Genomic DNA, 24,067 nt, shown 5'->3' on the forward strand with positions numbered 1-24,067 from the left:
GAGACAGCTTGAAAGCCGACTGCGCCGAGCCCGGCAGGGACGGGCTCGGGGACGAGCACCGCGACCGCGCCGAGCCCGGCGAGGACGGGCTCTGTGTGAAACACCCCCGAGCCGAACGATCGATCCGCGTGCCAGCGGATCGATCTAGGCGATCGCTCCCCGCTCTGCGAAACGTGGCCACCCTCTCCGGCCGACCGCGCCGAGCCCGGCGGGGACGGGCTCGAAGGAAGATCAGCCGAGGCTCGCGACCCACTCCGAGCTGCCGTCGACGAAGGACTGCTCCTTCCAGATCGGCACCGACGCCTTGATGTCGTCGACCAGTGCCGCGCAGGCTTCGAAGGCCGCCGCTCGGTGGGCCGAGGCCACGGCGCAGGCGAGGGCGAGGTCGCCGACCACGAGGTCGCCGACCCGGTGCACGGCGGCGATCCGGACGTCGGGCCAGCGCTCGGCGATGCGGCGGGCGGAGGCGAGGAGTGCGGCGGGGGCGTCCGGGTGCGCCTCGTAGGACAGCCGGAGCACGCCGCGGCCCTCGTCGTGGTCGCGGACGACGCCCGCGAAGGTCACGACGGCGCCGTGCGTCGGGGAGTCGACCGCCTGCTCGCACTCGTCGACGGTGATGGCCTCGGCCGCGAGCCGGGCGAGGGCGACCGGCTCAGCGGGCATGGTCGCCGCCTCCGAGCTGGTCGAGCAGGTGCCCGATCACCGGGTCGAGCACGTCGATCCCGTCGCGGACGCCGCCGGGGGAGCCGGGGAGGTTCACCACGACGGTGCGGCCGCTGACGCCGGCGAGCCCGCGGCTGAGCACGGCGGTCGGGACGTGGGCGGCGCCCTTGGCGCGCACCGCCTCGGCGAGGCCGGGCAGGGGCCGCTCCAGGAGGGGGGCGGTCTGCTCCGGGGTGACGTCGCTCGGGGCGACGCCCGTCCCGCCGGTGGTCACGACCACGTCGACTCCGCTGCCGATCGCGTCGGCGATCGCCTCGCCCACCGCGTCGCCGTCGGCCACGACGACCACCCGGGACTCCCAGCCGCGGGTGGTGAACCAGGCCTCGAGCGCCGGTCCCGTCCGGTCCTCGTACACGCCGGAGGCGGCACGGGTGGAGGCGACGACCGCCACCGCCCGCCGCGTCACGGGGTTCCTCCGCTCGTCCACGAGCCGCTCCTCCCGCCCGCCTTCGCGAGCACACGGATACCGGTGATCGCGGCACCGCGATCGACCGCCTTGATCATGTCGTAGACCGTGAGGGCGGCCACGCTGACCGCGGTCAGCGCCTCCATCTCGACGCCGGTACGCCCGGTCGTGCGCACGCGCGCCTCGATCCGGACGCGGCCGTCCTGCGGCTCGAGGTCCACGTCGACGCCGTCCAGCGCCAGCGGGTGGCAGAGCGGGATGAGGGTCGAGGTCGCCTTCGCGCCGAGGATCCCGGCGATCCGCGCCACGCCGAGCGCTTCGCCCTTGGGCAGCTCGCCCTGCTCGAGGAGCCGCACCACCTCGGGCGAGGTCTCGACGTAGCCCTCGGCGACGGCGGTGCGCGCCGTGACCTCCTTCGCGCTCACATCGACCATGTGCACGGCTCCGTCGCCGCGCACATGGGTGAGCCGATCGCTCTCAGTCATCGATCCTCCAGATCTCGACCGTGTCGCCGGTCGCTGCGTGGTCCGTCCCGACGGGGACGTGGATGAGCACGGTGGAGCGGGCGTAGGACGCCAGCAGGTGCGAGCCGGGCCCGCCCACCGGGTGCACGAGGCCCTCGTCGTCGAGGACTCCGCGGCGGATCTGGTGCAGGTGCGCGGGCGAGTCGAGCGCCGTGCCGAGGCGCGCACGGAGCCGCGGCCGCTCGGCGGGCGTCCGTCCCGCGAGCGAGCGCAGCACGGGCCGGAGGAACACCTCGAACGAGACCAGGGCGCTCACCGGGTTCCCGGGAAGCGAGACGACCGGCAGGTGCAGCCCCTCGGCCACGCGCACGAGACCGAGGCCCTGCGGGCCGCCCGGCTGCATCTCGACGTGGCCGAACTCCGAGCCCGCCGGGCCGAGCGCGTCGCGGACGACCTCGTAGGCGCCCGCGCTGACACCGCCGACCGTGATCACCAGGTCGGCCGCGCCCGCGTGCTCCTCGAGCAGCGCCAGGAGGTCCTCGGCCCGATCGCTCGTGCAGGCGGCGACGACGGGCAGCGCGCCCGCTTCGCGGACGGCCTCGGCCAGCAGGGCGCCGTTCGCGTCGTGGATCTGCGCCTCCTCGAGGACGGCGCCTGCGGGACGGATCTCGTTGCCGGTGGGGACGACGAGCACCCGGAGTCGCGGCAGCACCTCCGCTTCGGTCAACCCGAGGGAGGCGAGGAGTCCGTAGTGGGCCGCGCGGAGGACCGTGCCGGCCGGGAGGGCGAGCTCGCCGCGGCGGGCGTCGCTGCCCCGGGCGCGGACGAAGGTCGCCGGCACCACCGGATGCGCGAAGGCGACGCTGCCCGCCGCGGGGAAGCGCGGAGGATCGACGCGCTCGACCGGGACGACGGCGTCGGCTCCCTCCGGCAGCGGCGAGCCGGTCATGATCGGTGTCGCCGTGCCGGGCTCGTGCCGCGGCGCCCGGTCGCCCGCCGGGATCGGCGCCGAGACGGGCAGGGCGACGGGATGCTCCGGCGCCGCCGCGTCGAGGTCGGCCGCCCGCACCGCGAAGCCGTCCATCTGCGAGTTGTCGAAGCGCGGAAGGTCGAGCGGGGAGTCGACGGAGCGGGCGAGGACCCGCCGGTCGTACGCGCCCGGATCGGCGGCGACGGCGGCCGGCTCCAGGCTCAGCGTCTCGCGGGCGCCCCGCGTGGCCAGCGGCGCGAGCAGCGCCCGCACCCGGGCGGCGTGCAGGTCGATCGAGGTCATCGTGTCCTCTCGCGAGCGGCGGAGCCCGACCGGCGGCGGGACCGAGTCCATCTTGCCGGGTCGCGCCCGGTTCCGCGGCGTAGTGTGAGCGGATGAGCACAGCACTGGGGATCCCGGGCTTCCGGCCCCGACAGCGCAGCGCGGTCCTCCCGGCCGACCGCCCCGCCACCCCGCTCCTCCTGGACACCTACGGGCGCGTCGCGGACGATCTGCGGATCTCGCTGACGGACAAGTGCAATCTGCGCTGCACCTACTGCATGCCGGCGGAGGGCCTGCCGTTCCAGCCGCCCGCGTCCCTCCTCAGCCGCGAGGAGATCCTCCGCCTCGCGCGCATCGCCGTGGAGCAGTTCGGCGTCCGCCAGATCCGCTTCACCGGCGGCGAGCCGCTCCTGCGCAAGGACCTCGTCGACATCATCCGCGACGTCGCCTCCCTCGACCCGCGCCCCGAGATCTCGCTCACCACGAACGCGATCGGCCTGTCGGGTCGGGCGGCGGCGCTCGCCGACGCGGGTCTGAACCGCGTCAACGTCTCGCTCGACTCGATCTGCGCCGAGACCTTCGCGAAGGTCACCCGTCGCCCGTTCCTCGACCGCGTGCTCGCGGGCATCGACGCGCTCGGTCCCGCCGGCCTGGACCAGACCAAGATCAACGCGGTGCTCCTGCCCGGAATCAACGACCACGAGGCCCCGGAGCTGCTCGCCTGGGCCCTCGCGGGAGGCCACCAGCTCCGCTTCATCGAGCAGATGGCGCTCGACGCCGACCACGGCTGGGACCGCGCGACCATGATCACCGCCGCGGACATCCGGGCGCTGCTCTCGGAGCGCTTCTCGCTCAGCCCGCACGCGGCCCCCCGTGACGGCGCCCCCGCCGAGCTCTTCGACGTCCGCGAGGCCGGGGGGTCCGAGGTGCTCGGCCAGGTGGGGATCATCGCGTCCGTCACCGAGAACTTCTGCGACGACTGCCGCCGCACCCGGCTCACCGCCGAGGGAGGTGTCCGCAGCTGCCTCTTCTCGAACGAGGAGACGGACCTGCTCGGCCCGATGCGCGCGGGCGCGGACGACCACGAGGTCGCCCAGCTCTGGCGCGGGGCGATGTGGGCCAAGCCCGCGGGACACGAGATGAACAGGGCGGGCTTCGTGCAGCCCGAGCGCACGATGAGCGCGATCGGCGGATGAGCATGCGGGTCCGCTACTTCGCGGCGGCCAAGGCCGCCCTCGGCCGTGGTTCCGACGAGCTCGACGAGGTGCCCGACCTGGGCGCTCTCGAGGAGAGACTCGTCGCCTCCGCGCCCTCGGCCGCCGACGTGCTCGCACGGTGCACCTACCTGGTCGACGGCGTGTCGACCGCGGACAGGGCCACGCCGCTGCGTCCCGATGCCGCGGTCGACGTCCTGCCGCCGTTCGCCGGCGGCTGACCCCGAAGAGCCCTCCGTGACGAGCCGTCCTCGACCGGACCGGTGCGTCCGCTCCGGGCGGTCCGCAGCAGGTGCGTCCGCGCTTCTGGAGGACGCTGCATCCCGAGGACGGACTGGTCCTGTCCCGCAGCACAGGGACCCGCGGGACGCCTCCCTCGGACCCGCGCGCGACGGGGCAGGACCGGATCAGCGGCCGATCCCGTGCGTCACGGGCACAGGACGTTGGTCATCGTGTCGAGCACGTTGCGGTTCTGCACGTCGAGGAATCCGAACGCCGAGGAGACTCCGGTGGCGACCAGCACGCCGCTGACGAAGGCCCGGCCGTCCCGGGTCACGTAGGCGTCCGGCGCGAAGATGGTGGCGTCGGAGGGCACACCGGAGGCGACGCGGATCTGCGGCTGCGTCTTGTCCGCGAACGCGCCGTACCGGACGAGAGCGCCGTTCTGGATCACGTCCACGACGTCACGGTTCTGTCGATCGCGGTAGGCGTCGGCACTGGTCACCCCGGTGGCGACCAGGATGCTGCTGTTGAAGAGGCGCCCGTCCGGCGTCAGGTGGTACGAGGGCGCCAAGGCCGTCGATCCTGCCGGAACGTTCCTGGCGTAGACCTGGTTCTTCGTGGAGGAGATGTAGCGGACGAGCTCCGAGCCGACGATCACGTCGATGACGTCGTTGTTGCTCTGGTCGCGGAAGGAGTCCGCGCTCGTCACTCCGGTGGTCACGAGGGCTCCGCCGGCGCGCCGCAGCTCGCCGTTCGGTGTGACGTAGAAGGCGGGCGCAAGGACCGTCGATCCGGCCGGCACGCCGCTCCCGATGGCCTTCGGCGCGGCCTCTCCGGTGACGAAGCGGTAGAAGACGCCGTCGACGACGAAGTCGGCGACGTCGCGGTTCTGCTCGTCGCGGAAGCCCTGGACGCTGGTGACGCCGCGCGCGATCCGCCCCCCGCCGTGGTAGAGCTCGCCCGACTCCGTCAGGTAGTACCGGGGTCCGACGGCCTTGGCTCCCGAGGGCACGTTGCCGTTCGACTCCGTCGTCGTCCGTCCGCCGTCGGTGACGTACCGGACGGCGGTCCCCGTGGTCGCGGTGGTGCTCGCGGTCGCCGTCGCGCCCGCGGCGCCGGAGACGGCGGAGAGGGTGATGCCGTTCTGCGCCACGTTCCCGGCCGTGACCGGGATGCTCACGCGTCCGTCCGCGCCGGTCGTCGCCCTGACGGTCTGCGCGCCGCCGCTGGTCAGGCCGGCGGGGAGAGTGATGGTGACCGTGTCGCCGGCAGCGGGAGCGCCGTTGGTCGTGGCGAGGACGGAGACCGTTCTCGTGGTGCAGGCGGGGAAGGAGTACGCCGGGGCGTCGAAGGCGAGGGTGAGGCCGGTGGACGCGGCGGCCGCGGGGGTCGCGACCGCCGCGGCGACGACGGGGACGGACCAGGCCGCACCCGTCATGATCGTCCGCCGGGCGGGCCCCCCGCGGGTCGAGTCGATCCGCGGGGGGAGGGAGCGCGAGTGCGCTGCCGTCGGGTCCAGGGAGTTGGTGTCCGTCATGGTGTTCCTTTTCTTTCTTACGTGCGAGGGGTGGTGGACGCGCCGATCCTGCCGAACGTCCGGCCTCCGGTCGACGCGGAACGGGCCGCGACGAGGTTCCATGCCCGACCGTGGACGTTCCGTCGCGCCGCCGGACCGGGGGAGCCGCTCAGGCCGTTTCCTCTCCGGGAGCCCGTCCGGCGCGGGGGATGCGGCGGCGCACGTCAGCCCGCGTCGTCGATCCGGCGGAGGGTCCGCTGCATGTGGATCCGCGAGCTGAATCCGGCCGACCGCGCCACGCGGTCCAGGTCCGTCGCCGCCCGCGGGCCGAGCTCGTCGAGGAGGCGCTGCGCCTCGAAGGCCCGCGCGCGCTCGATCCGCTGACGAGGGGTGGTGCCGGCGGCCGAGAACGCCCGGTGCAGGTGGCTGACCGACACGCCGAGACTCTCCGCGAGCGTCTCCACCGTGAAGGAGCGGTCGCGGTAGTGCCGCTCGATCAGGCGCGTGCCGTTCGCATACACGGCGGCGGGGGACCGGTCCTCCCGGTCGGAGGAGGGCAGCAGCGCCGAGAAGGCCGAGGCCAGGAGGTGCTCGCTCGCGATCTCGAAGTGCTCGAAGGCCGCGTCCGAGGGCTCGACGCCGAAAGTGAGGACGGTGTTCGCCGCACCGGTGAGTGCGCGCCAGTAGGCCTCGGGGAGGGCGAGGACCCGGTCCGTGAGCGAGGCGAACTCGCTCGCGCGGAGCACCGAGGGGCGCAGCTGCCACTCGAAGCGCGCCCACGGACTGAGCGCCGCCGCGTACTGCACCGTCGAGGCGCGGGTCACGAGAGCGCTGCCGGCCGGGAGCCGGTGGTCGCGGCCCCGGGCGGAGAGGCGGCCGGTCCCGTCGAGGCTGAAGAGCACGCGGAGCCTTCCGGGATGGGGGAGGACCTCGAACTCCCCGGTCTGCAGCCAGGCGCGGCTGAGGCTGAGGCGCGGCGAGACGATCGCGTCGCAGACGGCACCTCGCGGCAGGGGGCGCCGCGGAATCCAGCCGAGCCGACGCAGCCGCCTCTCGGCGGGACTCCAGACCTCGGGCATCACGCCTCCGCGCCGGGGTCGAGCGGGTCGGGAGGATCGAGCAGCGCCGCCTGCCGCGCGGAGTGCGGTGAAGGCGTCGGCATGGGTGCTCTCCTCGGAACGGTGGCCGCGAGCACGCCACCGCCGATCAGCTTCGGACACTGCTCCGCCCTGATCCGCGGAGAAGGACGGATCCTCTCCGCTGCGAGCACCGAACATCCCGGGTCGCCGATCGGCAGGGCGCTGGGTGCGCCTCACCCCACCCGTTCCGCGGCGCACGCGGCCGCGGCACGGGTCACCGCTCCCGCCACGACGCCATCCCGCCGTCGAGCGAGTCGGACGCCACGCCCGCCGCCGCCGCGCGCTCCGCCGCGAGACGCGATCGGACCCCGGAGGCGCAGTGCAGCACGAGCGGACCGGCCGGCAGAGCGACGGGGTCGAAGCGCGACATCGGCATCCGCACGGCACCGGGCACCGCGACGGACCGGTCCTCGTCGTCCTCGCGGAGGTCGACGACGGTCGGGGGCGTCGGCCCGGCCAGCCGCTCCCGCAGCTCGGCCGCCGTGATCGAGCCCGCCGCGGCCCGCCGCTCCGGGACCGGCGGCACCCGCCGCTCGAGAGGGAGCTCGGCCCAGGAGGAGTCGAGAGCGTCGTGCACGAGCACGCGACCGAACAGCGGCTCGCCCGCCCCGGTCACGAGCTTGACGACCTCGGCCGCCATGGCCGAGCCGATCAGCGCGCAGAGCGCGCCCAGCACGCCCACCGTCGAGCAGCTGTCGCCCGCGTCCTCGGCCTCGGGGTGCAGCGCGCGCAGGGTCACCCCTCCGCCCGGGGCGCCGGCCCAGAAGGTCGAGAGCTGCCCGTCGAAGCCGAGTGCCGATCCCCACACGTGCGGGATCCCGGCGCGCGTCGTCGCGTCCGAGGCGAGGTAGCGCGCGCCGAAGGTGTCGAAGCCGTCGACCACGACGTCCCAGCCCGCCACCAGGGCGTCGACGTTGGCCGAGGTCAGCGACACCGGGAAGGCCCGGGCGTCGATGCCGGGGGAGAGCCGCCGCGCGGTCGCCGCCGCCGACTCCGCCTTCGACCGGCCCACCGAGGAGTCGTCGTGCGCCGTCTGCCGCGCCAGGTTCGAGAGCTCGACGACGTCGCCGTCCACGATGCCGAGCCGCCCGATCCCGGCCGCGGCGAGCGCCGTGATCACCGGCGAGCCGATGCCGCCCGCGCCGAGGATCAGCACGCGCGCGTTCCGGAGGCGCCGCTGTCCGAGCTCCCCGAGGGGCGCCAGGCGGATCTGCCGGGCGAACCGCTCGCGCTCGGCGGCGGTCAGCGGCGGTCCGGGCTCGACGAGCGGGGTCATGAGAGCTCCTTCCTCCACTGGCCCTCGTGGGCGACGGGGGTGAAGCCGACGGCCTCGTTCACGGCGAGCATCGGTCGGTTCTCCTCGGCGTTCCAGGTGTAGACGGCCCGGCAGTCCGGGGCGGTCCCCACCGCATCGCCGATCGCGGTCAGGGCGAGGAAGTCGCTCCAGCCGTCGGCGCCCACGGCCTCGGGGATCGCGAGCTCGCGGATCCGGAGCGCCGGGTCGGAGGTGCGGTTCACCACCCCAGTGTGCACGTCCCGGCGCCCGCGGCGGCCTCCTGCGCCTGTTCCGGTGCGGGATCGCGGCGGTCCGTCGGCCGGTCGGGGCTCCGCCTCCCGGCCCGGCCGCGGCCGTCGGCTACCGTGGAGGCGTTGTGGACGGGAGCGAGGCGGCCGGGTGTACCTGAAGAGCCTGACCCTCAAGGGGTTCAAGTCCTTCGCTCAGCCGACCACGTTCGCCTTCGAGCCGGGGGTCACCTGCGTCGTCGGCCCCAACGGCTCGGGCAAGAGCAACGTCGTCGACGCGCTCGCCTGGGTGATGGGGGAGCAGGGGGCGAAGACGCTCCGCGGCGGCAAGATGGAGGACGTCATCTTCGCGGGCACCTCCACCCGCGGACCCCTCGGCCGCGCCGAGGTCGCGCTCACCATCGACAACTCGGACGGCGCCCTGCCGATCGAGTACACCGAGGTGACGATCACCCGGACCCTCTTCCGCAACGGCGGCAGCGAGTACGCGATCAACGGACGCGGCTGCCGGCTGCTCGACGTGCAGGAGCTTCTGAGCGACTCCGGTCTCGGGCGCGAGATGCACGTCATCGTGGGGCAGGGACAGCTCGACGCCGTGCTGCACGCGACCCCCGAGGAGCGGCGCGGGTTCATCGAGGAGGCCGCCGGGATCCTCAAGCACCGCCGCCGCAAGGAGAAGACGCTCCGCAAGCTCGAGGCGATGCAGGCGAACCTGACCCGCCTCTCCGACCTCGCGGGCGAGATCCGGCGCCAGCTCAAGCCCCTCGGGCGCCAGGCCGAGGTCGCACGGCAGGCGCAGACGATCGCCGCCGTGGTGCGCGACGCCCGGGCGCGCCTGCTCGCGGACGACGTGGTCGCGCTCCGGACCGCTCTGGACGGCTTCGCCCGCACCGAGAGCGAGCGGCACAGCGAGCGGGTGGTCCTGCAGCAGCGGCTCGAGCAGGCGACGCTCCGGCGAGCGCGGATCGAGGCGGAGGCGGTCGGCGACGCGGTCGACGACGCCCGGCGCACCTCGTTCGAGCTGGAGTCGGTGCAGGAGCGGCTGCGCAACCTCTCGGCCCTCGCCGGGCAGCGGCTCGCGATGCTCGAGCTCGAGTCCGAGCAGCCGCAGATCCAGCCGCGCGTGACGCCGGCGCAGGTGGAGGAGGCGCGGGTCGAGCTGGAGCGCCTGCGGCAGGCCGTCCTCGACGCGGAGACGGCGTGGGTCCAGGCGCAGCGCACGACCGTCGCCGCCCGCTCCGCCCTCGACGCGGTCGACGAGGAGATCGCCGCGCAGGCGGCCCTCGTCTCGCGCTACGACCTCGAGCTCTCCACCCTCTCGGGGCAGGCCGACACCGCCGCCTCCCGTCTCGCGTCCGTCCGGGGCGAGGTCCTGCGCGCGCAGAACACCCTCGACGCGGCCGACCGGCGGAAGGAGGCGGCGCGGCGGGCGCTCGACGCTCTGGAGGCCGAGCTGGACGACGCGGGCCGCGGCCCCGACGGCGGCCTCGATGAGGGCTACGAGCTCGCCCAGTCCGCGGTCTCGGCCGCCGAGGGCGGGATCGAGCGGCTGCGCGAGGAGCTGCACGCCCTGGAGCGCGAGCGCGAGGCGCTGGCCGCCCGCACGGGTGCCCTGTCGCTGGCCCTCGACGTCTCGGACGGCTCGGCCGAGCTGATCGCCGCCCGGATCGAGGGGGTGCGCGGCCGGGTCGCCGAGCGGATCCAGGTGCGGCCGGGCTCCGAGGCCGCGATCGCCGCCGCCCTCGGCGCGGTCGCCGACGCCGTGCTGGTCGAGTCGACCGCCCGGGCCGACGCGGCACTGGACGCCGCGCTGGAGCGCGACCTCGGACGCGTCGAGCTGCTGGTCGCCGACGCCGCCCGGCCGCACGTCGCTCTCACCGTTCCCGAGGGGGCGGAACGCGCGGGCGACCTCGTCACGGCGCCGGCCGGGGTCCTCTCGCTCCTCGAGCGCGTGCTCGTGGTCGAGGACCTCGCCGCGGCGCGGCGCCTGAGGGAGCGCATCGATCCGGGCACCGTCCTGGTCACCCGCGACGGCGCGACCGTCTCCGACGCCGTGCAGAGCGCCGGCTCCGGCGGGCAGCGCAGCCGGATCGAGCTCGTCTCCGAGCGCGACTCGGCCGCCGCCCGGCTGGAGGAGGTCGAGGGTGGGATCGACCGGCTCCGCTTCGAGCTCGCCGAGCAGACCGGTGCGCTCCGCGGCGCGAAGGAGCAGGCCGCGAGCGCGCTCTCGGCCCTCCGCGAGCACGACGCCGCCCGTGCCGCCCACACCGAGCGGCTCGGCGGCGTGCGCGCCCAGCTCGAGGCGGCCACCGCCGAGCACGGCCGGGGCTCGAGGGCGCTGGCCGTCGCCTCGGACCGGGTCGGCGACGCCGAGCGCGCGGCCCAGGAGGCGAGGTCGGCGCTCGACGCCGCGCGCGCCCGGCCTCGGCCGGTGCTCGACGCGAGCGCCCGCGACGGTCTGCAGCGCGACGTCGACACCGCACGCGAGCGCGAGATCGAGGCGCGGCTCGGCGTCGAGACCGCCAAGGAGCGGGTGCGGGCGGAGCAGTCCCGCGGGGAGGCGCTGGCCCGCCAGCTGGCCGCCGACCGCGCCGCCGCCGACGAGGCCGCGCGCCGCGCCGTGATCCGCCGTCGCCAGCGCGACGCCGCGGCCGAGGTGACCGCCGCGCTCCCCGCCGTCCTCGCCTCCGTCGACCGCTCCGTCCAGCAGGCCCGGGCCGAGCTCGTCGCGGCCGAGGCGGTGCGCTCGCAGCAGAACGCCGAGCTGCAGGGGCTCCGCCGCGAGGAGGGGAGCGTGCGCGACCGGCTCCAGTCCGTCACCGAGAGCGTCCACGGCCTCGAGCTGCAGATCTACGAGAAGAGGCTGCAGCTCACCGGTCTGCTCGAGCGCGCCGCGTCCGAGCTCGGGCTCGCCGAGGACGTGCTGGTGGAGGAGTACGGTCCCGGAGTCGGCGTCCCCGACGAGACGGACGAGGAGCAGGAGCCGCGGCCCTACGTCCGCGAGGAGCAGCGCCGCCGCCTCGAGAAGGCCGAGAAGCAGCTCGGGCAGCTGGGCCGCGTCAATCCGCTCGCGCTGGAGGAGTTCGCCGCGCTGGAGCAGCGGCACGCGTTCCTGACAGAGCAGCTGGCCGACCTCACCGGGACCCGGCGCGACCTGCTCACCATCATCGAGGAGCTCGACGAGACGATGCAGACCGTGTTCGCCTCCGCGTTCGACGACACGCAGGCGGCGTTCGCGGACGTGTTCCCCGTCCTCTTCCCCGGCGGCACCGGCAGCATCCGCCTGACCGACCCGGAGAACCTGCTCACCACCGGCATCGAGGTCGCGGTGCGGCCGGCCGGCAAGAAGATCGAGCGGCTGTCGCTCCTCTCCGGAGGGGAGCGCTCGCTCGCGGCCGTGGCGTTCATGGTCGCCATCTTCAAGTCGCGGCCGAGCCCCTTCTACATCATGGACGAGGTGGAGGCCGCTCTCGACGACGCGAATCTCGGCCGACTGCTCAGCATCTTCGAGGACCTGCGCACCTCGAGCCAGCTGATCGTCATCACCCACCAGAAGCGGACCATGGAGATCGCGGACGCCCTCTACGGCGTGTCGATGCGGCAGGACGGCGTCTCGGCCGTCGTCGGCCAGCGCGTCGCCGCGCCCCCGGCCTGAACCCGCCTCCCCGACCGCTCGGAGGCGCGCCCGCCGGTAGCCTGGACCCATGGCAGAACGCACCTCCTGGTCGCTCGGCCGCGCACTGCGCGGCCTGTTCGAGAAGCGCACGATCGACGACCAGACCTGGGACGACCTCGAGACGGCGCTGATCACCGCCGACTTCGGCCCCGACATCACGGAGGAGATCGTCGACGACCTCCGCGCCAAGGTGGCCCGATACTCCACCACCGACCCGCGCGACCTCCAGCGGATGCTCCGCGAGTCCCTCGAGGAGCGCCTGTCGAAGTACGACACCACCCTCAAGCTCAGCGAGCGCCCCGCCGTGATCCTCGTGGTCGGCGTGAACGGCGTCGGCAAGACCACGACCATCGGCAAGTTCGCCAAGTTCCTCCGCAACTACGGCCGGAGCGTCGTGGTCGGCGCGGCCGACACCTTCCGCGCGGCGGCGGTCGACCAGCTCGCCACCTGGGCGCAGCGCGCCGACGCCCAGATCGTCCGCCCGCAGCAGGAGCGCCAGGATCCGGCGTCCGTCGCCTTCCAGACCGTGCAGTTCGCGAAGGACACCGGCGTCGAGATGGTCATCATCGACACGGCCGGCCGCCTGCACACCAAGGGCGGGCTGATGGACGAGCTCACGAAGATCAAGCGCGTCATCGAGAAGCAGGCCCCGATCTCCGAGATCCTGCTCGTGCTCGACGCGACGACCGGTCAGAACGGGCTGAGCCAGGCCGAGGCGTTCATCGAGCACGCGGGCGTCACCGGCCTGGTCATCACCAAGCTCGACGGCTCCGCGAAGGGCGGCTTCGTCCTCGCGGTCCAGGAGCGCACCGGCATCCCGATCAAGCTCGTCGGCCAGGGCGAGGGCATCGGCGACCTCACCGGCTTCACCCCGCACGTCTTCGCCCAGCAGCTCGTCAGCTGAGCGGCCCCGCCCGGGACGACGCGCCGGCGCCGTCCCGGTGGCGGGCTACACGGCCTGCGAGAAGCCCAGTGCCGCGTCGGCGAGGTGGCGCAGGTGCTCCGGGACCGGCAGCCCCTTCGACTCCATCGAGCGCGCCCAGAGCCGGCCGGCCCGGTAGGAGGAGCGGACCAGGGGCCCGGCGAGGACGCCGAGGAAGCCGATGTCCTCGGCCTCCTCCTTGATCGCCACGAACTCCTCCGGGTGCACCCAGCGGTCCACCGGCAGATGCCGCGGCGTCGGGCGGAGGTACTGCGTGATGGTCACGATGTCGGTGCCGGCGTCGTGGAGGTCCTGCAGCGCCTGCGAGATCTCCTCCCGCTCCTCGCCCATGCCGAGGATGAGGTTCGACTTCGTGATCAGCCCCGCCTCCCGGCCCTGGGTGAGCACGTCGAGCGAGCGCTCGTAGCGGAAGGCCGGCCGGATGCGCTTGAAGATCCGCGGCACCGTCTCGACGTTGTGGGCGAACACCTCCGGCTCCGCGTCGAACACCCTCTGCAGGTGCTCGGCGCGGCCCGTGAAGTCCGGGACCAGGATCTCGACCCCCGTGCCCGGAGCCTGGGCGTGGATCTGGCGGATGGTCTCGGCGTAGAGCCAGGAGCCCTCGTCCGGCAGGTCGTCGCGGGCGACTCCGGTGACGGTCGCGTAGCGGAGGTTCATCCGCGCCACGGACTCGCCGACGCGCCGGGGCTCGTCCGCGTCGTAGTCCGCGGGCTTCCCGGTGTCGATCTGGCAGAAGTCGCAGCGGCGGGTGCACTGGGCGCCCCCGATGAGGAAGGTCGCCTCGCGGTCCTCCCAGCACTCGAAGATGTTGGGGCAGCCCGCCTCCTGGCAGACGGTGTGCAGCTCCTCGCTCTTCACCAGCGACTGCAGCTGCAGGTACTCCGGGCCCATCGAGGCCTTCGTGCGGATCCACTCGGGCTTGCGCTCGATCGGCGTCTCGGCGTTGCGGATCTCCAGCCGCAGGAGCTTGCGGCCGCCGGCCTCGGCGCTCACGCGGCGACCTCCTCGATGCGGGCGGAGAAGGCGGGGGCCGCCTCCGAGAAGCGCGCCGCCACCCGCGCCCGCACCGCCTCCATGGGCGGAGCCTCGCCGCGCTCGCGCTCGAGCGTGGTCACTCCGGCGTCGGCGATGCCGCAGGCGACGATGCGGGCGTAGGGCTCGAGGCTGTTCGAGACGTTGAGGGCGAAGCCGTGCATCGTCACGCCCGAGGCGACGCGGATGCCGATCGCGGCGATCTTGTCGGCACCGCCGTCCCTCGGGATCCACACTCCCGAGCGCCCGTCGACGCGCCGCCCCTGCACGCCCAGGTCGTCGAGAGCGGCGATCAGCACGCCCTCCAGCGAGCGGACGTAGGCGACCACGTCGACGGGCTCGCCGAGCCGCACGATCGGGTAGCCGACGAGCTGGCCCGGGCCGTGCCAGGTGATCCGCCCTCCGCGGTCGACGTCGACCACGGGCGAGCCGTCGTCCGGGCGCTCGTGCGCCTCGGTGCGCTTGCCGGCGGTGTAGACGGAGGAGTGCTCGCAGAGCACGAGGGTGTCCGGCCTCGAGCCCGCCACCACCTCGGCGTGCAGGCGGCGCTGCAGCTCCCAGCCGTCGGAGTAGTCCAGGGGGTCCGCGGAGTCGCCCGCCACCAGTGTCTCGATCACCGGGCCACCCTAACCCTGTTCTTGGACCCGGACCAGTTAATCCGCTCCGCGGTGATCGCGTCGATCGCGAGCCGATCGGCGGCCGCGCCCGCCGACCCTCCGGGCCTCCGGTAGAATTCCGGGCATCATGGCTACTTTCGGCACCCTCTCCGATCGACTCGTCGAGACCTTCAAGAACCTCCGCACGAAGGGCAAGCTCTCCGCGTCGGACGTCGACGGCACCGTCCGCGAGATCCGGCGGGCCCTCCTCGACGCCGACGTGGCGCTGGAGGTCGTGAAGGAGTTCACCGGCAAGGTGCGCGAGCGCGCCCTCGGCGACGAGGTCAACAAGGCGCTCAACCCGGCCCAGCAGGTCGTCCAGATCGTCAACGAGGAGCTCGTCGCGATCCTCGGCGGACAGTCGCGCCGGCTCGAGTTCGCCAAGCGCCCGCCGACCGTCATCATGCTCGCCGGCCTCCAGGGCGCGGGCAAGACGACCCTCGCGGGCAAGCTCGGCAAGTACCTCGGCAAGGACGGCCACACCCCGCTGCTCGTCGCGGCCGACCTCCAGCGCCCCAACGCCGTTCAGCAGCTGCAGGTCGTCGGCGAGCAGGCCGGAGTCGCGGTCTACGCGCCGGAGCCGGGCAACGGCGTCGGCAACCCGGTCAAGGTCGCCCAGAACGCGATCCGCTTCGCGACCGACAAGCAGTACGACACGGTCATCATCGACACGGCCGGACGCCTCGGCGTCGACGCCGACATGATGAAGCAGGCCGCCGACATCCGCCGCGTCACGAACCCCGACGAGGTCCTGTTCGTCATCGACGCGATGATCGGCCAGGACGCGGTCGCGACCGCCAAGGCCTTCCAGGAGGGCGTCGACTTCACCGGCGTCGTCCTCTCCAAGCTCGACGGCGACGCCCGCGGAGGCGCGGCGCTCTCGGTCGCCTCGCTCACCGGCCGCCCGATCCTCTTCGCCTCCACGGGTGAGTCGCTCGACGACTTCGAGCAGTTCCACCCCGACCGCATGGCGAGCCGCATCCTCGACCTCGGCGACGTGCTGACGCTCATCGAGCAGGCCCAGTCCGCGTTCGACGAGGACGAGGCGCGCAAGATCGCCGAGAAGATCATGGGGGACACGTTCACCCTCGACGACTTCCTCGGCCAGATGCAGCAGCTGCGCAACATGGGCTCGATCAAGAAGATGATCGGCATGCTGCCCGGCGCGAAGGGCATGCGAGAGCAGCTCGACCAGTTCGACGAGCGCGAGATCGTGCGCACCGAGGCGATCATCCAGTCGATGACGAAGGCGGAGCGGGTCAACCCGAAGCTGCTCAACGGCTCGCGGCGCCTGCGCATCGCCCGCGGCTCCGGCATGACGGTCACGGACGTCAACCAGCTCGTCCAGCGCTTCGAGCAGGCCGCCAAGATGATGAAGACGGTCGCCAAGGGCGGCATGCCCTCGGTCCCCGGGATGGGCCCGGTGCCCGGCGCCGGCTACCAGGGCCGCCCGAAGCCGCAGAAGAAGAAGAGCAGCAAGTCCGGCAACCCCGCGAAGCGCGCGGCCGAGAACGCGGCGATCACCTCCGGGCCCCGCCCGGGCGATGCGGGCGGCTCCGGCTTCGGCCTGGGCGGCGGCGCCGGCAAGGGCGCCCAGCCCACGCCGGAGGAGCTCGAGCAGCTGCAGAAGCTCCTCGGGCGATGAGGCGGGTCGCGGCCGGACGCGCGGGCGGGATCCTCGTCCTCGCGGCCGTGCTCGGGCTCACCGGCTGCGCCGAGGGCTCCGGGGTCGCCGCGATGACGGCGCCCTCCCCGGAGGACCTGGTCGGCCGCTGGGTGACGGGCGTCTCCTACGACGCGCCCGACGTTCCGTTCCTCCTGATCGCGGAGGACGGGACCTGGACGGGCTCCGACGGCTGCAACGGCGCGCAGGGCGAGTGGTCGATCGACCAGGAGGGCGCCCTCACCGTCTCGGCCGGGCCGAGCACGCTGATCGCCTGCGACGGCGTCGCACTGCCGATGATCTTCTCGGAGGCGGCGATGGCCTCGATCGACGGCGGACGGCTCCGCCTGTTCGACGACGAGGGGGCCACCGTCGTCAAGCTCGCCCGCTCCACGAGCGACGAGGCGCCCTCGGCGTCGCCGGACCCGGCGGGGGAGTAGCGCGCCGTCCCTCCGGGGGCCGCAGCGGGGATCCCCGTGAGGCGCACCGCTCGCTAGCGTGAGGGCATGACAACCGCACACGCGCGCCCCGTCCGCATCGGCGTCCAGATCGCACCGCAGCACGTCCCCTACGAGGTCATCCGCGACACGCTCGCCGAGCTCGAGGACCTCGGCGTCGACATCGCCTTCAACTGGGACCACTTCTTCCCGCTCTCGGGAGAGCCGAACGGCCTGCACTTCGAGGGCTGGAGCATGCTCGCGGCCTGGGCCGAGCAGACCAGCCGCATCGAGTTCGGCCCGCTGGTCACCTGCAACAGCTACCGGAACCCCGACCTCCTCGCCGACATGGCGCGTACGGTCGACCACATCAGCGCCAAGGGCGCCGAGGGCCGTCTGATCTTCGGCATCGGCTCGGGCTGGTTCGAGCGCGACTACGAGGAGTACGGCTACGAGTTCGGCACTCCCGGCTCCCGCCTCGACGAGCTCTCCGAGGCGATGCCGCGCATCCGCAGCCGGTGGTCGATGCTCAACCCGGCGCCCACCCGCGACATCCCGGTGATGATCGGCGGCGGCGGCGAGAAGAAGACGCTGCGGATCGTCGCCGAGCACGCCGACATCTGGCACAGCTTCTCGGACGTCCCGACGCTCGAGCGCAAGCTCGGCGTGCTCTCGGAGTGGTGCGGCCGCGTCGACCGCGACCCGGCCGCGATCGAGATCTCGACCGGCGCGAGCGTGCGCGGCGGTGTCGGCGACGCCTCCTTCGACGTGCTCGACCAGCAGTACGACCTGGGCGCCCGCCTGTTCACGCTCGGCATCACCGGTCCGGACATCGACCTCGCGCCCGTGCGCGACCTGCTCGGCTGGCGCGACGGCCGGAACAGCACCGCGCGCTGACCCGGTGGGGCGCCGTCAGGGCGGCGCCCCGCGTCGGAGTCAGGCCGCCGGCGCGTCCGTCGCCTTCTGGCAGGTCGGCACCGCCCGGGCGAGGCCGGACTTCTCGGCCGCCACCTCGAACGCGTCAGCCAGGGCGCGCTGGCCCTCGACGGTGGGATGCACGCCGTCCTCGCCGAGCAGCCCGTCCTCGCGGAGGGGGTCCGGGTACTCGAGCGCACCGCCGCCGGCGGCCGTCACGGCCTCGACCAGCGCCGCGTCGTAGTCGTCGAGATCGGAGGGGCGCGGGTCGGGGCCCCAGACCGAGTCGAGCGCGATGAGCCGGGCCGAGGGCGAGGCGGACACGATCGCGTCCACTGCCGGCCCGATCGCGGCGTCCACGTCCTCCGGATCCCAGCCGAGATCATTGCTGCTGGCGATCAGCACGATCGCGTCGGGCCGAGTGTCGGCGATCTCCTCCGCGCGGTCGCCGATCGCGACGCCGCAGTCGCCCGGCTCGATGAAGCCGCCGCCGTCGCAGCCCAGGTTCGTGACCTCCCAGCCGAGGTCGTCGCCGACGAGTGCGGGCCAGGCCTGCTCCGGGTCGACCGTCAGACCGCGCACGATGCTGTCGCCGACGATCGTCACCCGGGAGCCGACGGGAAGAGAGCCGCCGATCGAGAGCGGCAGCGGATCGGCGGTGACGGTCGGGAGGGGAGTGGCGGTGCCGGCGGGGGACGCGGTCGCCGGGCCGGTCGTCGTCGAGGACGAGCAGCCGGCGAGACCGAGGGCCAGTGCGCCGATCGCGGCTGCGGCGAGGAGGGCGGGACGCGTCATGAGCGGGGATCCCGGAGCCCGTCGCGCAGCTCGCCCGCGAGTGCCCGGACCACCGCCTTCAGGTCGCCGTCGTTCGCCGCGGCCGTCCGCAGCTGGCGCTGGTAGCTCGCTCCCGCGACCAGGATCAGCTCGACGTCGCCGAGCTCCTTCACGCAGTCGAGACGCTCGGCGACCGGTGCGAGGGTGACGAGCAGGTCCCGGATGTCGTCGGTGACCAGCCGCTCCGCTCCGGCGGCGTCGAGGATGATCTCGGCGTCGAGTCCGTAGCGGGCCGCGCGCCACTTGTTCTCGCGCACGTACCAGGGCTGCATCGTCGGAAGGTCCTCGCCCGCGTCCAGCCGCGACGAGAGGTGCTCGACGAGGCACTGGATCAGCGCGGCGACCGCTCCGATCTCCTCCGCGGAGGAGAGGCCGTCGCACGCGCGCATCTCGAGAGTGCCCCACTGCGGCGAGGGGCGGATGTCCCAGCGGACCTCCGTGTGGTCGTCGATGACGCCGGTGCGCATCATGTCGTCGACGTACTCCTCGTAGTTCGCCCAGGCACCGAACTGCGGAGGCAGGCCCGCCGTCGGCAGCTGCTGGAACATCAGCGCGCGGTTCGAGGCGTAGCCCGTGTCGACTCCGCCCCAGAACGGGCTCGACGCCGAGAGCGCCTGCAGGTGCGGGTAGTAGTCGAGCAGGGAGTTGAGGATCGGCAGCACCTTGTCGCGGTGCTCGATGCCGACGTGCACGTGGATGCCCCAGATCATCATGTTCCGGCCCCACCACTGGGTCCGGTCGATCAGGCGGTGGTACCGCTCCTTGTCCGTGATGGCCTGGTCGAACCACTGCGCGAACGGGTGCGTGCCCGAGCACACGAGGTCGAGTCCCATGGGGTCGGTGATCTCGCGCACCTGCCGCAGCTGATCCTGCAGGTCGGCGACCGCGTCGCGGACGGAGGTGTGCACGCCGGAGACCAGCTCGACCGTGTTGCGCAGGAGCTCGCCGGTGATGTGCGCGTGCGGGGCGCCGTCGTCGCTGCGGAGCGCCTCCAGCACCACATCGGCGACGTTGGCGAGATCGCCCGTCTGCCGGTCGACGATCGCGACCTCCCACTCAATCCCGAGCGTGGAGCGGTCTGATGCGGCGAAGCTGATCTCCATGGCGTGGTCCTCATCGGATCCGGGCGTCCGCCGATCGGGACGCGCCTCGCCATCCTGCCACCTGCGGCCGGGGCGGACGCAGAGCCCCGGCGGCGGCCTTCGGGGTCCCGCGCGGCCCGCTCCCGCGAGGGTGCCGCTGGTCGGCGGCGTGCCGGGCCCGCACCGGGGCGGTTTTTCTGGCAGAATGATCCGTCGGGTCCGAGGCGGTCGACCCTCTACTCACCGCCGACGAAACCCCCTCGAGCTTCCGCCGGGTGTGCCCCCACGCTCACGGCTCAGTTCATCCATCATCGACCGGACACCGGTCAACGACCACACAGGAGAATTGTGGCTGTCAAGATTCGTCTGAAGCGCCTCGGCAAGATCCGGGCGCCCTACTACCGCATCGTCGTCGCCGACTCGCGCACCAAGCGCGACGGCCGCGTGATCGAGGAGATCGGCAAGTACCACCCGACCGAGCAGCCCTCGTTCATCCAGGTCGACTCGGAGCGCGCGCAGTACTGGCTCGGAGTCGGCGCGCAGCCGACCGAGCAGGTCGCCGCGATCCTCAAGCTGACCGGCGACTGGGGCCGCTTCAAGGGCGACGCCGACGCCGTCAGCACCGTCCAGGTGAAGGAGCCCAAGGCTCCGTTCGTCGTCGACGCGAAGAAGAAGCCCGTCCTCAAGCCGAAGTCCGAGGCTCCGGCCAAGGCCGCCCCGGTCGAGGACACCGCCGACGAGACCTCCACCGAGGCGTAGTCAGTGCTCGCTCCCGCCGTCGAACACCTCGTCAAGGGGATCGTCGAGAACCCCGATGAGGTCAGTGTCGTGGCCACGAGCTCCCCGCGCGGAGAGGTCCTCGAGGTGCGCGTGCACCCCGAGGACCTCGGCCGCGTGATCGGACGCTCCGGTCGCACCGCCAAGGCCGTCCGCACTCTCGTCGCCGCGCTCGCCGACGGGCGCCGCGTGCGCGTCGACGTCGTCGACACCGATAAGTAGAGGTGTCGGTCACCGGACCGGGCACGACGCAGCTCCGCGTCGCCCGACTCACCAAGGCACACGGGCTCAAGGGCGCCATCAAGCTCGAGCTCTACACGGACGAGCCCGACAAGCGCTTCACCCCCGGATCCACGTTCACGCTGCAGGTCCCGCGCACCTCCGAGTGGCACGGCAAGAAGCTCGAGCTCGTCGAGCTTCGCTGGTACAACAGCCACCCCGTCGCATTCTTCCGAGGCGTCGACGACCGCAACGCCGCTGAGACCCTCCTGAAGGCGATCCTCTGGATCGACGAGGAGGTGCAGACCCAGCCGGGCGAGGACGACTCCTGGTACGACTACCAGCTGGTCGGCATGAAGGTCGTCCGCGACGGCGTCGAGGTCGGCACCGTCCGCCGCGTCGACCACTTCCCCGCGCAGGACCTGCTCATCGTCGGCACCCCCTCCGGCGAGGTGATGGTGCCGTTCGTGAACGCGATCGTCCCCTCCGTCGACGCCGCGGCCGGGATCGTCACGGTCACGCCTCCGATCGGCCTGTTCGAGGAGGCCCCCGAGGAGGAGCCCGCCGCGGTCGACCTCAGCGGTGTCGACCTCGCGGACCCGGCGCTGAGCGCGCCTGCGGACGCCGACGCGCCGGACGCGTCCGCTGACGCGGACGCCGCTCTCGAGGAGCCCGCCGACGACGAGACCTCGGCCGCCTCCGACGCCGCCTCCGAGGAGGAGCCCCGGTCGTGAGGATCGACATCGTCACGATCTTCCCGGAGTTCTTCGGCGTGCTCGACATCAGCCTGCTCGGCCGTGCTCGGCAGAGCGGGCTGATCGAGCTCGGCGTGCACGACCTGCGGGACTTCACCCACGACCGCCACCGCACCGTCGACGACACGCCCTACGGCGGCGGCGCCGGCATGGTGATGCGACCGGAGCCGTGGGGCGAGGCGCTCGACACGATCCTCGACGGCGCGGACGACCCCGTCGTGATCTTCCCGTCGCCCGCGGGCGAGCTGTTCACCCAGGCGACCGCCCGCGAGCTCGCGGAGGAGTCCACCCTCGTCTTCGGCTGCGGCCGCTACGAGGGCATCGACCAGCGCGTCGTGGACCACACCGCCGAGCGCGCGCGGGTCCGGCTGATCAGCCTCGGCGACTACGTCCTCAACGGAGGAGAGGTCGCCGTGATGGCGATGATCGAGGCCGTCGGACGCCTGGTCCCGGGCGTGGTCGGCAATCCGGCGAGCCTGGTCGAGGAGAGCCACTCCGACGGGCTGCTCGAGTACCCGAGCTACACCAAGCCGGCCTCCTGGCGCGGCCTCGACGTCCCTCCGGTGCTCCTCAGCGGCAACCACGGGGCGATCGCCGCCTGGCGCCACGAGCAGAGCGTCGAGCGCACGCGCCGCGTCCGCCCCGAACTGCTTCCCTAGCCCCTCGCCGCACGGTCACCGGGCCGCGAGGGCCAGGTGCCGGTCGCGGAGGGCGAGGAAGAGGGGGAACGCGAACGCGAGGGCGATGAGCGGCGCGAGCAGCACCAGGATCCACACGCGGCGCATCCCGATCCGGCGGCCCTCCACCACCATGAAGGCGACGGCCGCGATCGCGACGACCAGCAGGTCGGTCGAGAACGACGACACCCACGGCCCGCCTGCGGCGAGGCCGGCGAGTAGGTCCGCGCCCTCCTGCATAGCCCTCACGTTCCAGGTCCAGGTCCCGATCAGCCCGGCGAGGGCGAGGACGAGGTAGACGATCCCGAGCGGCGTCCAGCCGCGGTGCAGCCGGCTCATGCGCGGGCCTCCGTTCGTGCGAGGGTGAGGATCGTCCCTCCGGCGAGGGCGACCACGGCCACAGTAGCGACGGCGAGGGTCAGCGCGTCCGGTGCGGTCAGCGCCTGACCGCGCAGCGCCTGCCAGCAGGTGAGGGCGACCGCGGCCGCCCAGCCCGCCGAGGCCAGCGCGACGAGCCGCAGCCGGGTGGATCCGGGGCGCAGGACGGGGATCCGGGCTGCCAGCCCTCCGAGCAGCAGCGCGAGCAGCGGGAGCCCCTGCAGAGCGTGCATCCCGACGAAGTGCGGGATGCGCAGATCGCCCCCCGTGGTGCTCCAGCCCAGGAGGGGGAGGCCGGGTCCGCCGTCCGCGACTCCGACGGCGTGCGCACCGACGACGCCCTGGTAGTCGCTGATCTGGCCGGGCGAGGGCCCCGTCATCAGGAACGCGAGGGCCATCCCGACGAGCCCGATCACGAGTCCGGCGCGGACGGCGAGCGTCAGCGCAGGGTCGCCGAGCGGCACCCGCGCCAGGAGGGCGGCGAGGACCAGCGTCGCCAGCCAGACCACCATGATCGAGACGGCCATCGAGGCCCAGAGCGCGGCGTGCAGGGGAGTGGAGACGTCGAAGTGGCTGCGCTCGCCGACCAGGGCGGCGCCTCCGATCACGACCATCTCGACCGCCAGACCGACCGCCGCGACCGTGCCCAGCGCTCGGGCGAGGCGGCGCCGGCGGGGCACGAGCCCGATCAGCCAGGCGAGCGTCACGGCGTACAGCGCGATCGAGAGGCAGAACTTCAGCGGCTTGCCCCAGAGCGGCTGTCCGCCGAGCTCGCGGGGATCGACGACCAGCGCGATCGCGCAGAGGAGGGCGCCGACCGCCATCGCGCCAGCGAGCACCAGGAGCGGCCGGTGCGGAGCAGCTGAGGCCGTGCGCGCGGGCGTCTCGGTCGCGGCGCTCATCGGGGCACCTCCGTCGAGCCGAAGCGGCTCTGCGTCTCGCGCGCCTGGGCGACGCGCCGGAGCGACTGCAGCACCACGTCTCCGAGCGCGGTGCCGACGGCGGCGACGGCAGCCTGCTCGCTCACGCTCTCACGGGCCTGCAGTTCGTCGAGGTCGGCGGAGGCGACGAGGGCGGCGGCGCGGGCGTAGGCCTCGAGCCAGCCGGCGCTCATCGGTCCGGTGGAGAGCTCGAGCGCGTCGAGCGCCCGTGCCGCCGTCGCGACGGCAGGGTGGCCGCAGTGGTCGGAGCCCGCGGCCTCGGCGATCCGCCGCGTCGACGCCTCGGTGGCGGACGCGGTCGAGTCGGTGCTCACGGAGACCACGTCCTGCGCCACCTCGAACGCTGCTGTCGGACCGACGCCCGCGTCGAGCGCGGCCGTGATCCGCTTCGCGCCGGCGATGCCGACGCCGCCGCTCTCGATGAGCGCCCGGAGCAGCGTCAGGCGGGCGACATGGGCGTCCCCGTACTCCGCCCGCTGGGGGCCGGCGGCGTCGCCCGGCGGCAGCAGCCCCTCCCGGATGTAGTACTTGATCGTGGGCAGGCTGACGCCGCTGCTGCGGCTGAGCTCCGAGATTCTCACGTGGACAGTATCGCTATCGGATAGCTGTACTGTCCATCATT

General features: G+C 73.4%; 26 protein-coding genes. 11 read left to right on the forward strand and 15 right to left on the reverse strand.

The genetic code is table 11. From position 1 onward, the window contains the following. Positions 1–231: 231 nt before the first annotated feature. From C5C50_RS03945 to glp, 4 genes are read right to left on the reverse strand one after another with little or no spacing between them, the layout of a single operon-like run. Complete coding sequence (locus C5C50_RS03945) at positions 232–663, reverse strand: molybdenum cofactor biosynthesis protein MoaE (protein WP_104226891.1); 432 nt, start codon at positions 661–663, stop codon at positions 232–234. Beyond that, on the reverse strand, positions 653–1,150 hold the full coding sequence (locus C5C50_RS03950; RefSeq protein ID WP_244229433.1) for a molybdenum cofactor biosynthesis protein B: 498 nt from the start codon (positions 1,148–1,150) through the stop codon (positions 653–655). The genes C5C50_RS03945 and C5C50_RS03950 overlap by 11 nt, the downstream gene beginning before the upstream one ends. Beyond that, positions 1,126–1,614, reverse strand: a complete 489-nt coding sequence (gene moaC / locus C5C50_RS03955) for a cyclic pyranopterin monophosphate synthase MoaC (RefSeq protein WP_104232482.1) — start codon at positions 1,612–1,614, stop codon at positions 1,126–1,128. Before moaC ends, C5C50_RS03950 begins: the two co-directional genes overlap by 25 nt. Further along, positions 1,607–2,866 carry a gephyrin-like molybdotransferase Glp gene (gene glp / locus C5C50_RS03960; RefSeq protein WP_104272942.1) on the reverse strand — a complete coding sequence of 420 codons (1,260 nt, stop codon included), beginning with the start codon at positions 2,864–2,866 and terminating at the stop codon, positions 1,607–1,609. Before glp ends, moaC begins: the two co-directional genes overlap by 8 nt. A gap of 92 nt (positions 2,867–2,958) precedes the next feature. Between glp and moaA the strand changes: the two genes are divergently transcribed. Further along, complete coding sequence (moaA, locus tag C5C50_RS03965; protein ID WP_104226889.1) at positions 2,959–4,041, forward strand: GTP 3',8-cyclase MoaA; 1,083 nt, start codon at positions 2,959–2,961, stop codon at positions 4,039–4,041. After that, positions 4,038–4,280 (forward strand): MoaD/ThiS family protein, encoded by a 243-nt coding sequence (locus C5C50_RS03970; protein WP_104223924.1) that lies wholly within the window; start codon positions 4,038–4,040, stop codon positions 4,278–4,280. Before moaA ends, C5C50_RS03970 begins: the two co-directional genes overlap by 4 nt. Before the next feature lie 206 nt (positions 4,281–4,486). Here the strand turns inward: C5C50_RS03970 and C5C50_RS03975 are convergent, their stop codons facing one another. From C5C50_RS03975 to C5C50_RS17415, 4 genes are all read right to left on the reverse strand, one after another. Further along, the gene (locus tag C5C50_RS03975; RefSeq protein WP_104272880.1) at positions 4,487–5,818 is read right to left on the reverse strand and encodes a hypothetical protein; all 1,332 of its coding nucleotides are present in this window, start codon (positions 5,816–5,818) and stop codon (positions 4,487–4,489) included. 203 nt (positions 5,819–6,021) lie between these two features. After that, positions 6,022–6,876 (reverse strand): AraC family transcriptional regulator, encoded by an 855-nt coding sequence (locus tag C5C50_RS03980; RefSeq protein WP_104226887.1) that lies wholly within the window; start codon positions 6,874–6,876, stop codon positions 6,022–6,024. A 274-nt stretch (positions 6,877–7,150) separates the two neighbouring features. Next, positions 7,151–8,212: a ThiF family adenylyltransferase gene (locus tag C5C50_RS03985; RefSeq protein WP_104223922.1), complete on the reverse strand. Its 1,062-nt coding sequence runs from the start codon at positions 8,210–8,212 to the stop codon at positions 7,151–7,153. Beyond that, a complete protein-coding gene (locus C5C50_RS17415) occupies positions 8,209–8,454 on the reverse strand; it encodes a hypothetical protein (RefSeq protein WP_181028756.1) in 246 nt (81 codons plus the stop codon). The genes C5C50_RS03985 and C5C50_RS17415 overlap by 4 nt, the downstream gene beginning before the upstream one ends. 157 nt (positions 8,455–8,611) lie before the next feature. Between C5C50_RS17415 and smc the strand changes: the two genes are divergently transcribed. Then, positions 8,612–12,115 (forward strand): chromosome segregation protein SMC, encoded by a 3,504-nt coding sequence (gene smc / locus C5C50_RS03995; RefSeq protein WP_104272881.1) that lies wholly within the window; start codon positions 8,612–8,614, stop codon positions 12,113–12,115. Positions 12,116–12,164: 49 nt separating this feature from the next. Then, on the forward strand, positions 12,165–13,040 hold the full coding sequence (gene ftsY, locus C5C50_RS04000; RefSeq protein WP_104223920.1) for a signal recognition particle-docking protein FtsY: 876 nt from the start codon (positions 12,165–12,167) through the stop codon (positions 13,038–13,040). Between the two features lie 45 nt (positions 13,041–13,085). Here the strand turns inward: ftsY and lipA are convergent, their stop codons facing one another. Further along, a complete protein-coding gene (lipA, locus tag C5C50_RS04005) occupies positions 13,086–14,072 on the reverse strand; it encodes a lipoyl synthase (protein WP_104247634.1) in 987 nt (328 codons plus the stop codon). After that, complete coding sequence (gene lipB / locus C5C50_RS04010) at positions 14,069–14,728, reverse strand: lipoyl(octanoyl) transferase LipB (protein ID WP_104226883.1); 660 nt, start codon at positions 14,726–14,728, stop codon at positions 14,069–14,071. The genes lipA and lipB overlap by 4 nt, the downstream gene beginning before the upstream one ends. Before the next feature lie 127 nt (positions 14,729–14,855). Here lipB and ffh point away from each other — a divergent pair, with 127 nt between their 5' ends. From ffh to C5C50_RS04025, 3 genes are all read left to right on the forward strand, one after another. Further along, the gene (gene ffh, locus C5C50_RS04015) at positions 14,856–16,412 is read left to right on the forward strand and encodes a signal recognition particle protein (protein ID WP_104226882.1); all 1,557 of its coding nucleotides are present in this window, start codon (positions 14,856–14,858) and stop codon (positions 16,410–16,412) included. Then, positions 16,409–16,870, forward strand: coding sequence for an META domain-containing protein (locus tag C5C50_RS04020; RefSeq protein ID WP_104272882.1), 462 nt, complete (start codon positions 16,409–16,411; stop codon positions 16,868–16,870). Before ffh ends, C5C50_RS04020 begins: the two co-directional genes overlap by 4 nt. 66 nt (positions 16,871–16,936) lie before the next feature. Then, positions 16,937–17,764, forward strand: a complete 828-nt coding sequence (locus C5C50_RS04025; protein WP_104223915.1) for an LLM class F420-dependent oxidoreductase — start codon at positions 16,937–16,939, stop codon at positions 17,762–17,764. A 39-nt stretch (positions 17,765–17,803) separates the two neighbouring features. On the opposite strand, the gene C5C50_RS04030 is transcribed toward C5C50_RS04025, so the two are convergent. Further along, on the reverse strand, positions 17,804–18,577 hold the full coding sequence (locus tag C5C50_RS04030) for an SGNH/GDSL hydrolase family protein (protein WP_104272883.1): 774 nt from the start codon (positions 18,575–18,577) through the stop codon (positions 17,804–17,806). Beyond that, entirely contained in the window at positions 18,574–19,719 is a 1,146-nt protein-coding gene (locus C5C50_RS04035) for a glutamate--cysteine ligase (RefSeq protein ID WP_104247632.1), read from the reverse strand. The genes C5C50_RS04030 and C5C50_RS04035 overlap by 4 nt, the downstream gene beginning before the upstream one ends. 327 nt (positions 19,720–20,046) lie before the next feature. Between C5C50_RS04035 and rpsP the strand changes: the two genes are divergently transcribed. Genes rpsP through trmD form a run of 4 tightly spaced genes read left to right on the forward strand, consistent with a single transcriptional unit; the run spans position 20,047 to position 22,108 of the window. After that, entirely contained in the window at positions 20,047–20,457 is a 411-nt protein-coding gene (gene rpsP, locus C5C50_RS04040) for a 30S ribosomal protein S16 (RefSeq protein ID WP_104223912.1), read from the forward strand. 3 nt (positions 20,458–20,460) lie between these two features. Then, complete coding sequence (locus tag C5C50_RS04045) at positions 20,461–20,697, forward strand: RNA-binding protein (protein ID WP_068210678.1); 237 nt, start codon at positions 20,461–20,463, stop codon at positions 20,695–20,697. Positions 20,698–20,699: 2 nt separating this feature from the next. Continuing rightward, entirely contained in the window at positions 20,700–21,428 is a 729-nt protein-coding gene (gene rimM / locus C5C50_RS04050) for a ribosome maturation factor RimM (protein WP_104272884.1), read from the forward strand. Continuing rightward, positions 21,425–22,108 carry a tRNA (guanosine(37)-N1)-methyltransferase TrmD gene (gene trmD, locus C5C50_RS04055; RefSeq protein WP_104226875.1) on the forward strand — a complete coding sequence of 228 codons (684 nt, stop codon included), beginning with the start codon at positions 21,425–21,427 and terminating at the stop codon, positions 22,106–22,108. Before rimM ends, trmD begins: the two co-directional genes overlap by 4 nt. Before the next feature lie 15 nt (positions 22,109–22,123). Here trmD and C5C50_RS04060 read toward each other — a convergent pair whose 3' ends face one another. The 3 genes from C5C50_RS04060 to C5C50_RS04070 are packed head-to-tail and all read right to left on the reverse strand — an operon-like array spanning position 22,124 to position 24,026. Beyond that, positions 22,124–22,465, reverse strand: coding sequence for a DUF2834 domain-containing protein (locus C5C50_RS04060; RefSeq protein WP_104272885.1), 342 nt, complete (start codon positions 22,463–22,465; stop codon positions 22,124–22,126). Next, positions 22,462–23,406, reverse strand: a complete 945-nt coding sequence (locus C5C50_RS04065) for a hypothetical protein (protein WP_104272886.1) — start codon at positions 23,404–23,406, stop codon at positions 22,462–22,464. The genes C5C50_RS04060 and C5C50_RS04065 overlap by 4 nt, the downstream gene beginning before the upstream one ends. Beyond that, a complete protein-coding gene (locus C5C50_RS04070) occupies positions 23,403–24,026 on the reverse strand; it encodes a MerR family transcriptional regulator (RefSeq protein WP_104262841.1) in 624 nt (207 codons plus the stop codon). The genes C5C50_RS04065 and C5C50_RS04070 overlap by 4 nt, the downstream gene beginning before the upstream one ends. Positions 24,027–24,067 lie beyond the last annotated feature (41 nt).

The organism is Rathayibacter sp. AY1D9, from assembly GCF_002932395.1.
GTDB lineage: Bacteria > Actinomycetota > Actinomycetes > Actinomycetales > Microbacteriaceae > Rathayibacter.

Bases quoted from the DNA above. Each gene is read 5' to 3' on its own strand.
- C5C50_RS03945 (WP_104226891.1), bottom strand. From the start codon at position 663: ATGCCCGCTGAGCCGGTCGCCCTCGCCCGGCTCGCGGCCGAGGCCATC.
- moaC (WP_104232482.1), bottom strand. From the start codon at position 1,614: ATGACTGAGAGCGATCGGCTCACCCATGTGCGCGGCGACGGAGCCGTG.
- glp (WP_104272942.1), bottom strand. From the start codon at position 2,866: ATGACCTCGATCGACCTGCACGCCGCCCGGGTGCGGGCGCTGCTCGCG.
- moaA (WP_104226889.1), top strand. From the start codon at position 2,959: ATGAGCACAGCACTGGGGATCCCGGGCTTCCGGCCCCGACAGCGCAGC.
- C5C50_RS03970 (WP_104223924.1), top strand. From the start codon at position 4,038: ATGAGCATGCGGGTCCGCTACTTCGCGGCGGCCAAGGCCGCCCTCGGC.
- C5C50_RS03975 (WP_104272880.1), bottom strand. From the start codon at position 5,818: ATGACGGACACCAACTCCCTGGACCCGACGGCAGCGCACTCGCGCTCC.
- C5C50_RS03980 (WP_104226887.1), bottom strand. From the start codon at position 6,876: ATGCCCGAGGTCTGGAGTCCCGCCGAGAGGCGGCTGCGTCGGCTCGGC.
- C5C50_RS03985 (WP_104223922.1), bottom strand. From the start codon at position 8,212: ATGACCCCGCTCGTCGAGCCCGGACCGCCGCTGACCGCCGCCGAGCGC.
- ftsY (WP_104223920.1), top strand. From the start codon at position 12,165: ATGGCAGAACGCACCTCCTGGTCGCTCGGCCGCGCACTGCGCGGCCTG.
- ffh (WP_104226882.1), top strand. From the start codon at position 14,856: ATGGCTACTTTCGGCACCCTCTCCGATCGACTCGTCGAGACCTTCAAG.
- C5C50_RS04020 (WP_104272882.1), top strand. From the start codon at position 16,409: ATGAGGCGGGTCGCGGCCGGACGCGCGGGCGGGATCCTCGTCCTCGCG.
- C5C50_RS04025 (WP_104223915.1), top strand. From the start codon at position 16,937: ATGACAACCGCACACGCGCGCCCCGTCCGCATCGGCGTCCAGATCGCA.
- C5C50_RS04030 (WP_104272883.1), bottom strand. From the start codon at position 18,577: ATGACGCGTCCCGCCCTCCTCGCCGCAGCCGCGATCGGCGCACTGGCC.
- C5C50_RS04035 (WP_104247632.1), bottom strand. From the start codon at position 19,719: ATGGAGATCAGCTTCGCCGCATCAGACCGCTCCACGCTCGGGATTGAG.
- C5C50_RS04060 (WP_104272885.1), bottom strand. From the start codon at position 22,465: ATGAGCCGGCTGCACCGCGGCTGGACGCCGCTCGGGATCGTCTACCTC.
- C5C50_RS04065 (WP_104272886.1), bottom strand. From the start codon at position 23,406: ATGAGCGCCGCGACCGAGACGCCCGCGCGCACGGCCTCAGCTGCTCCG.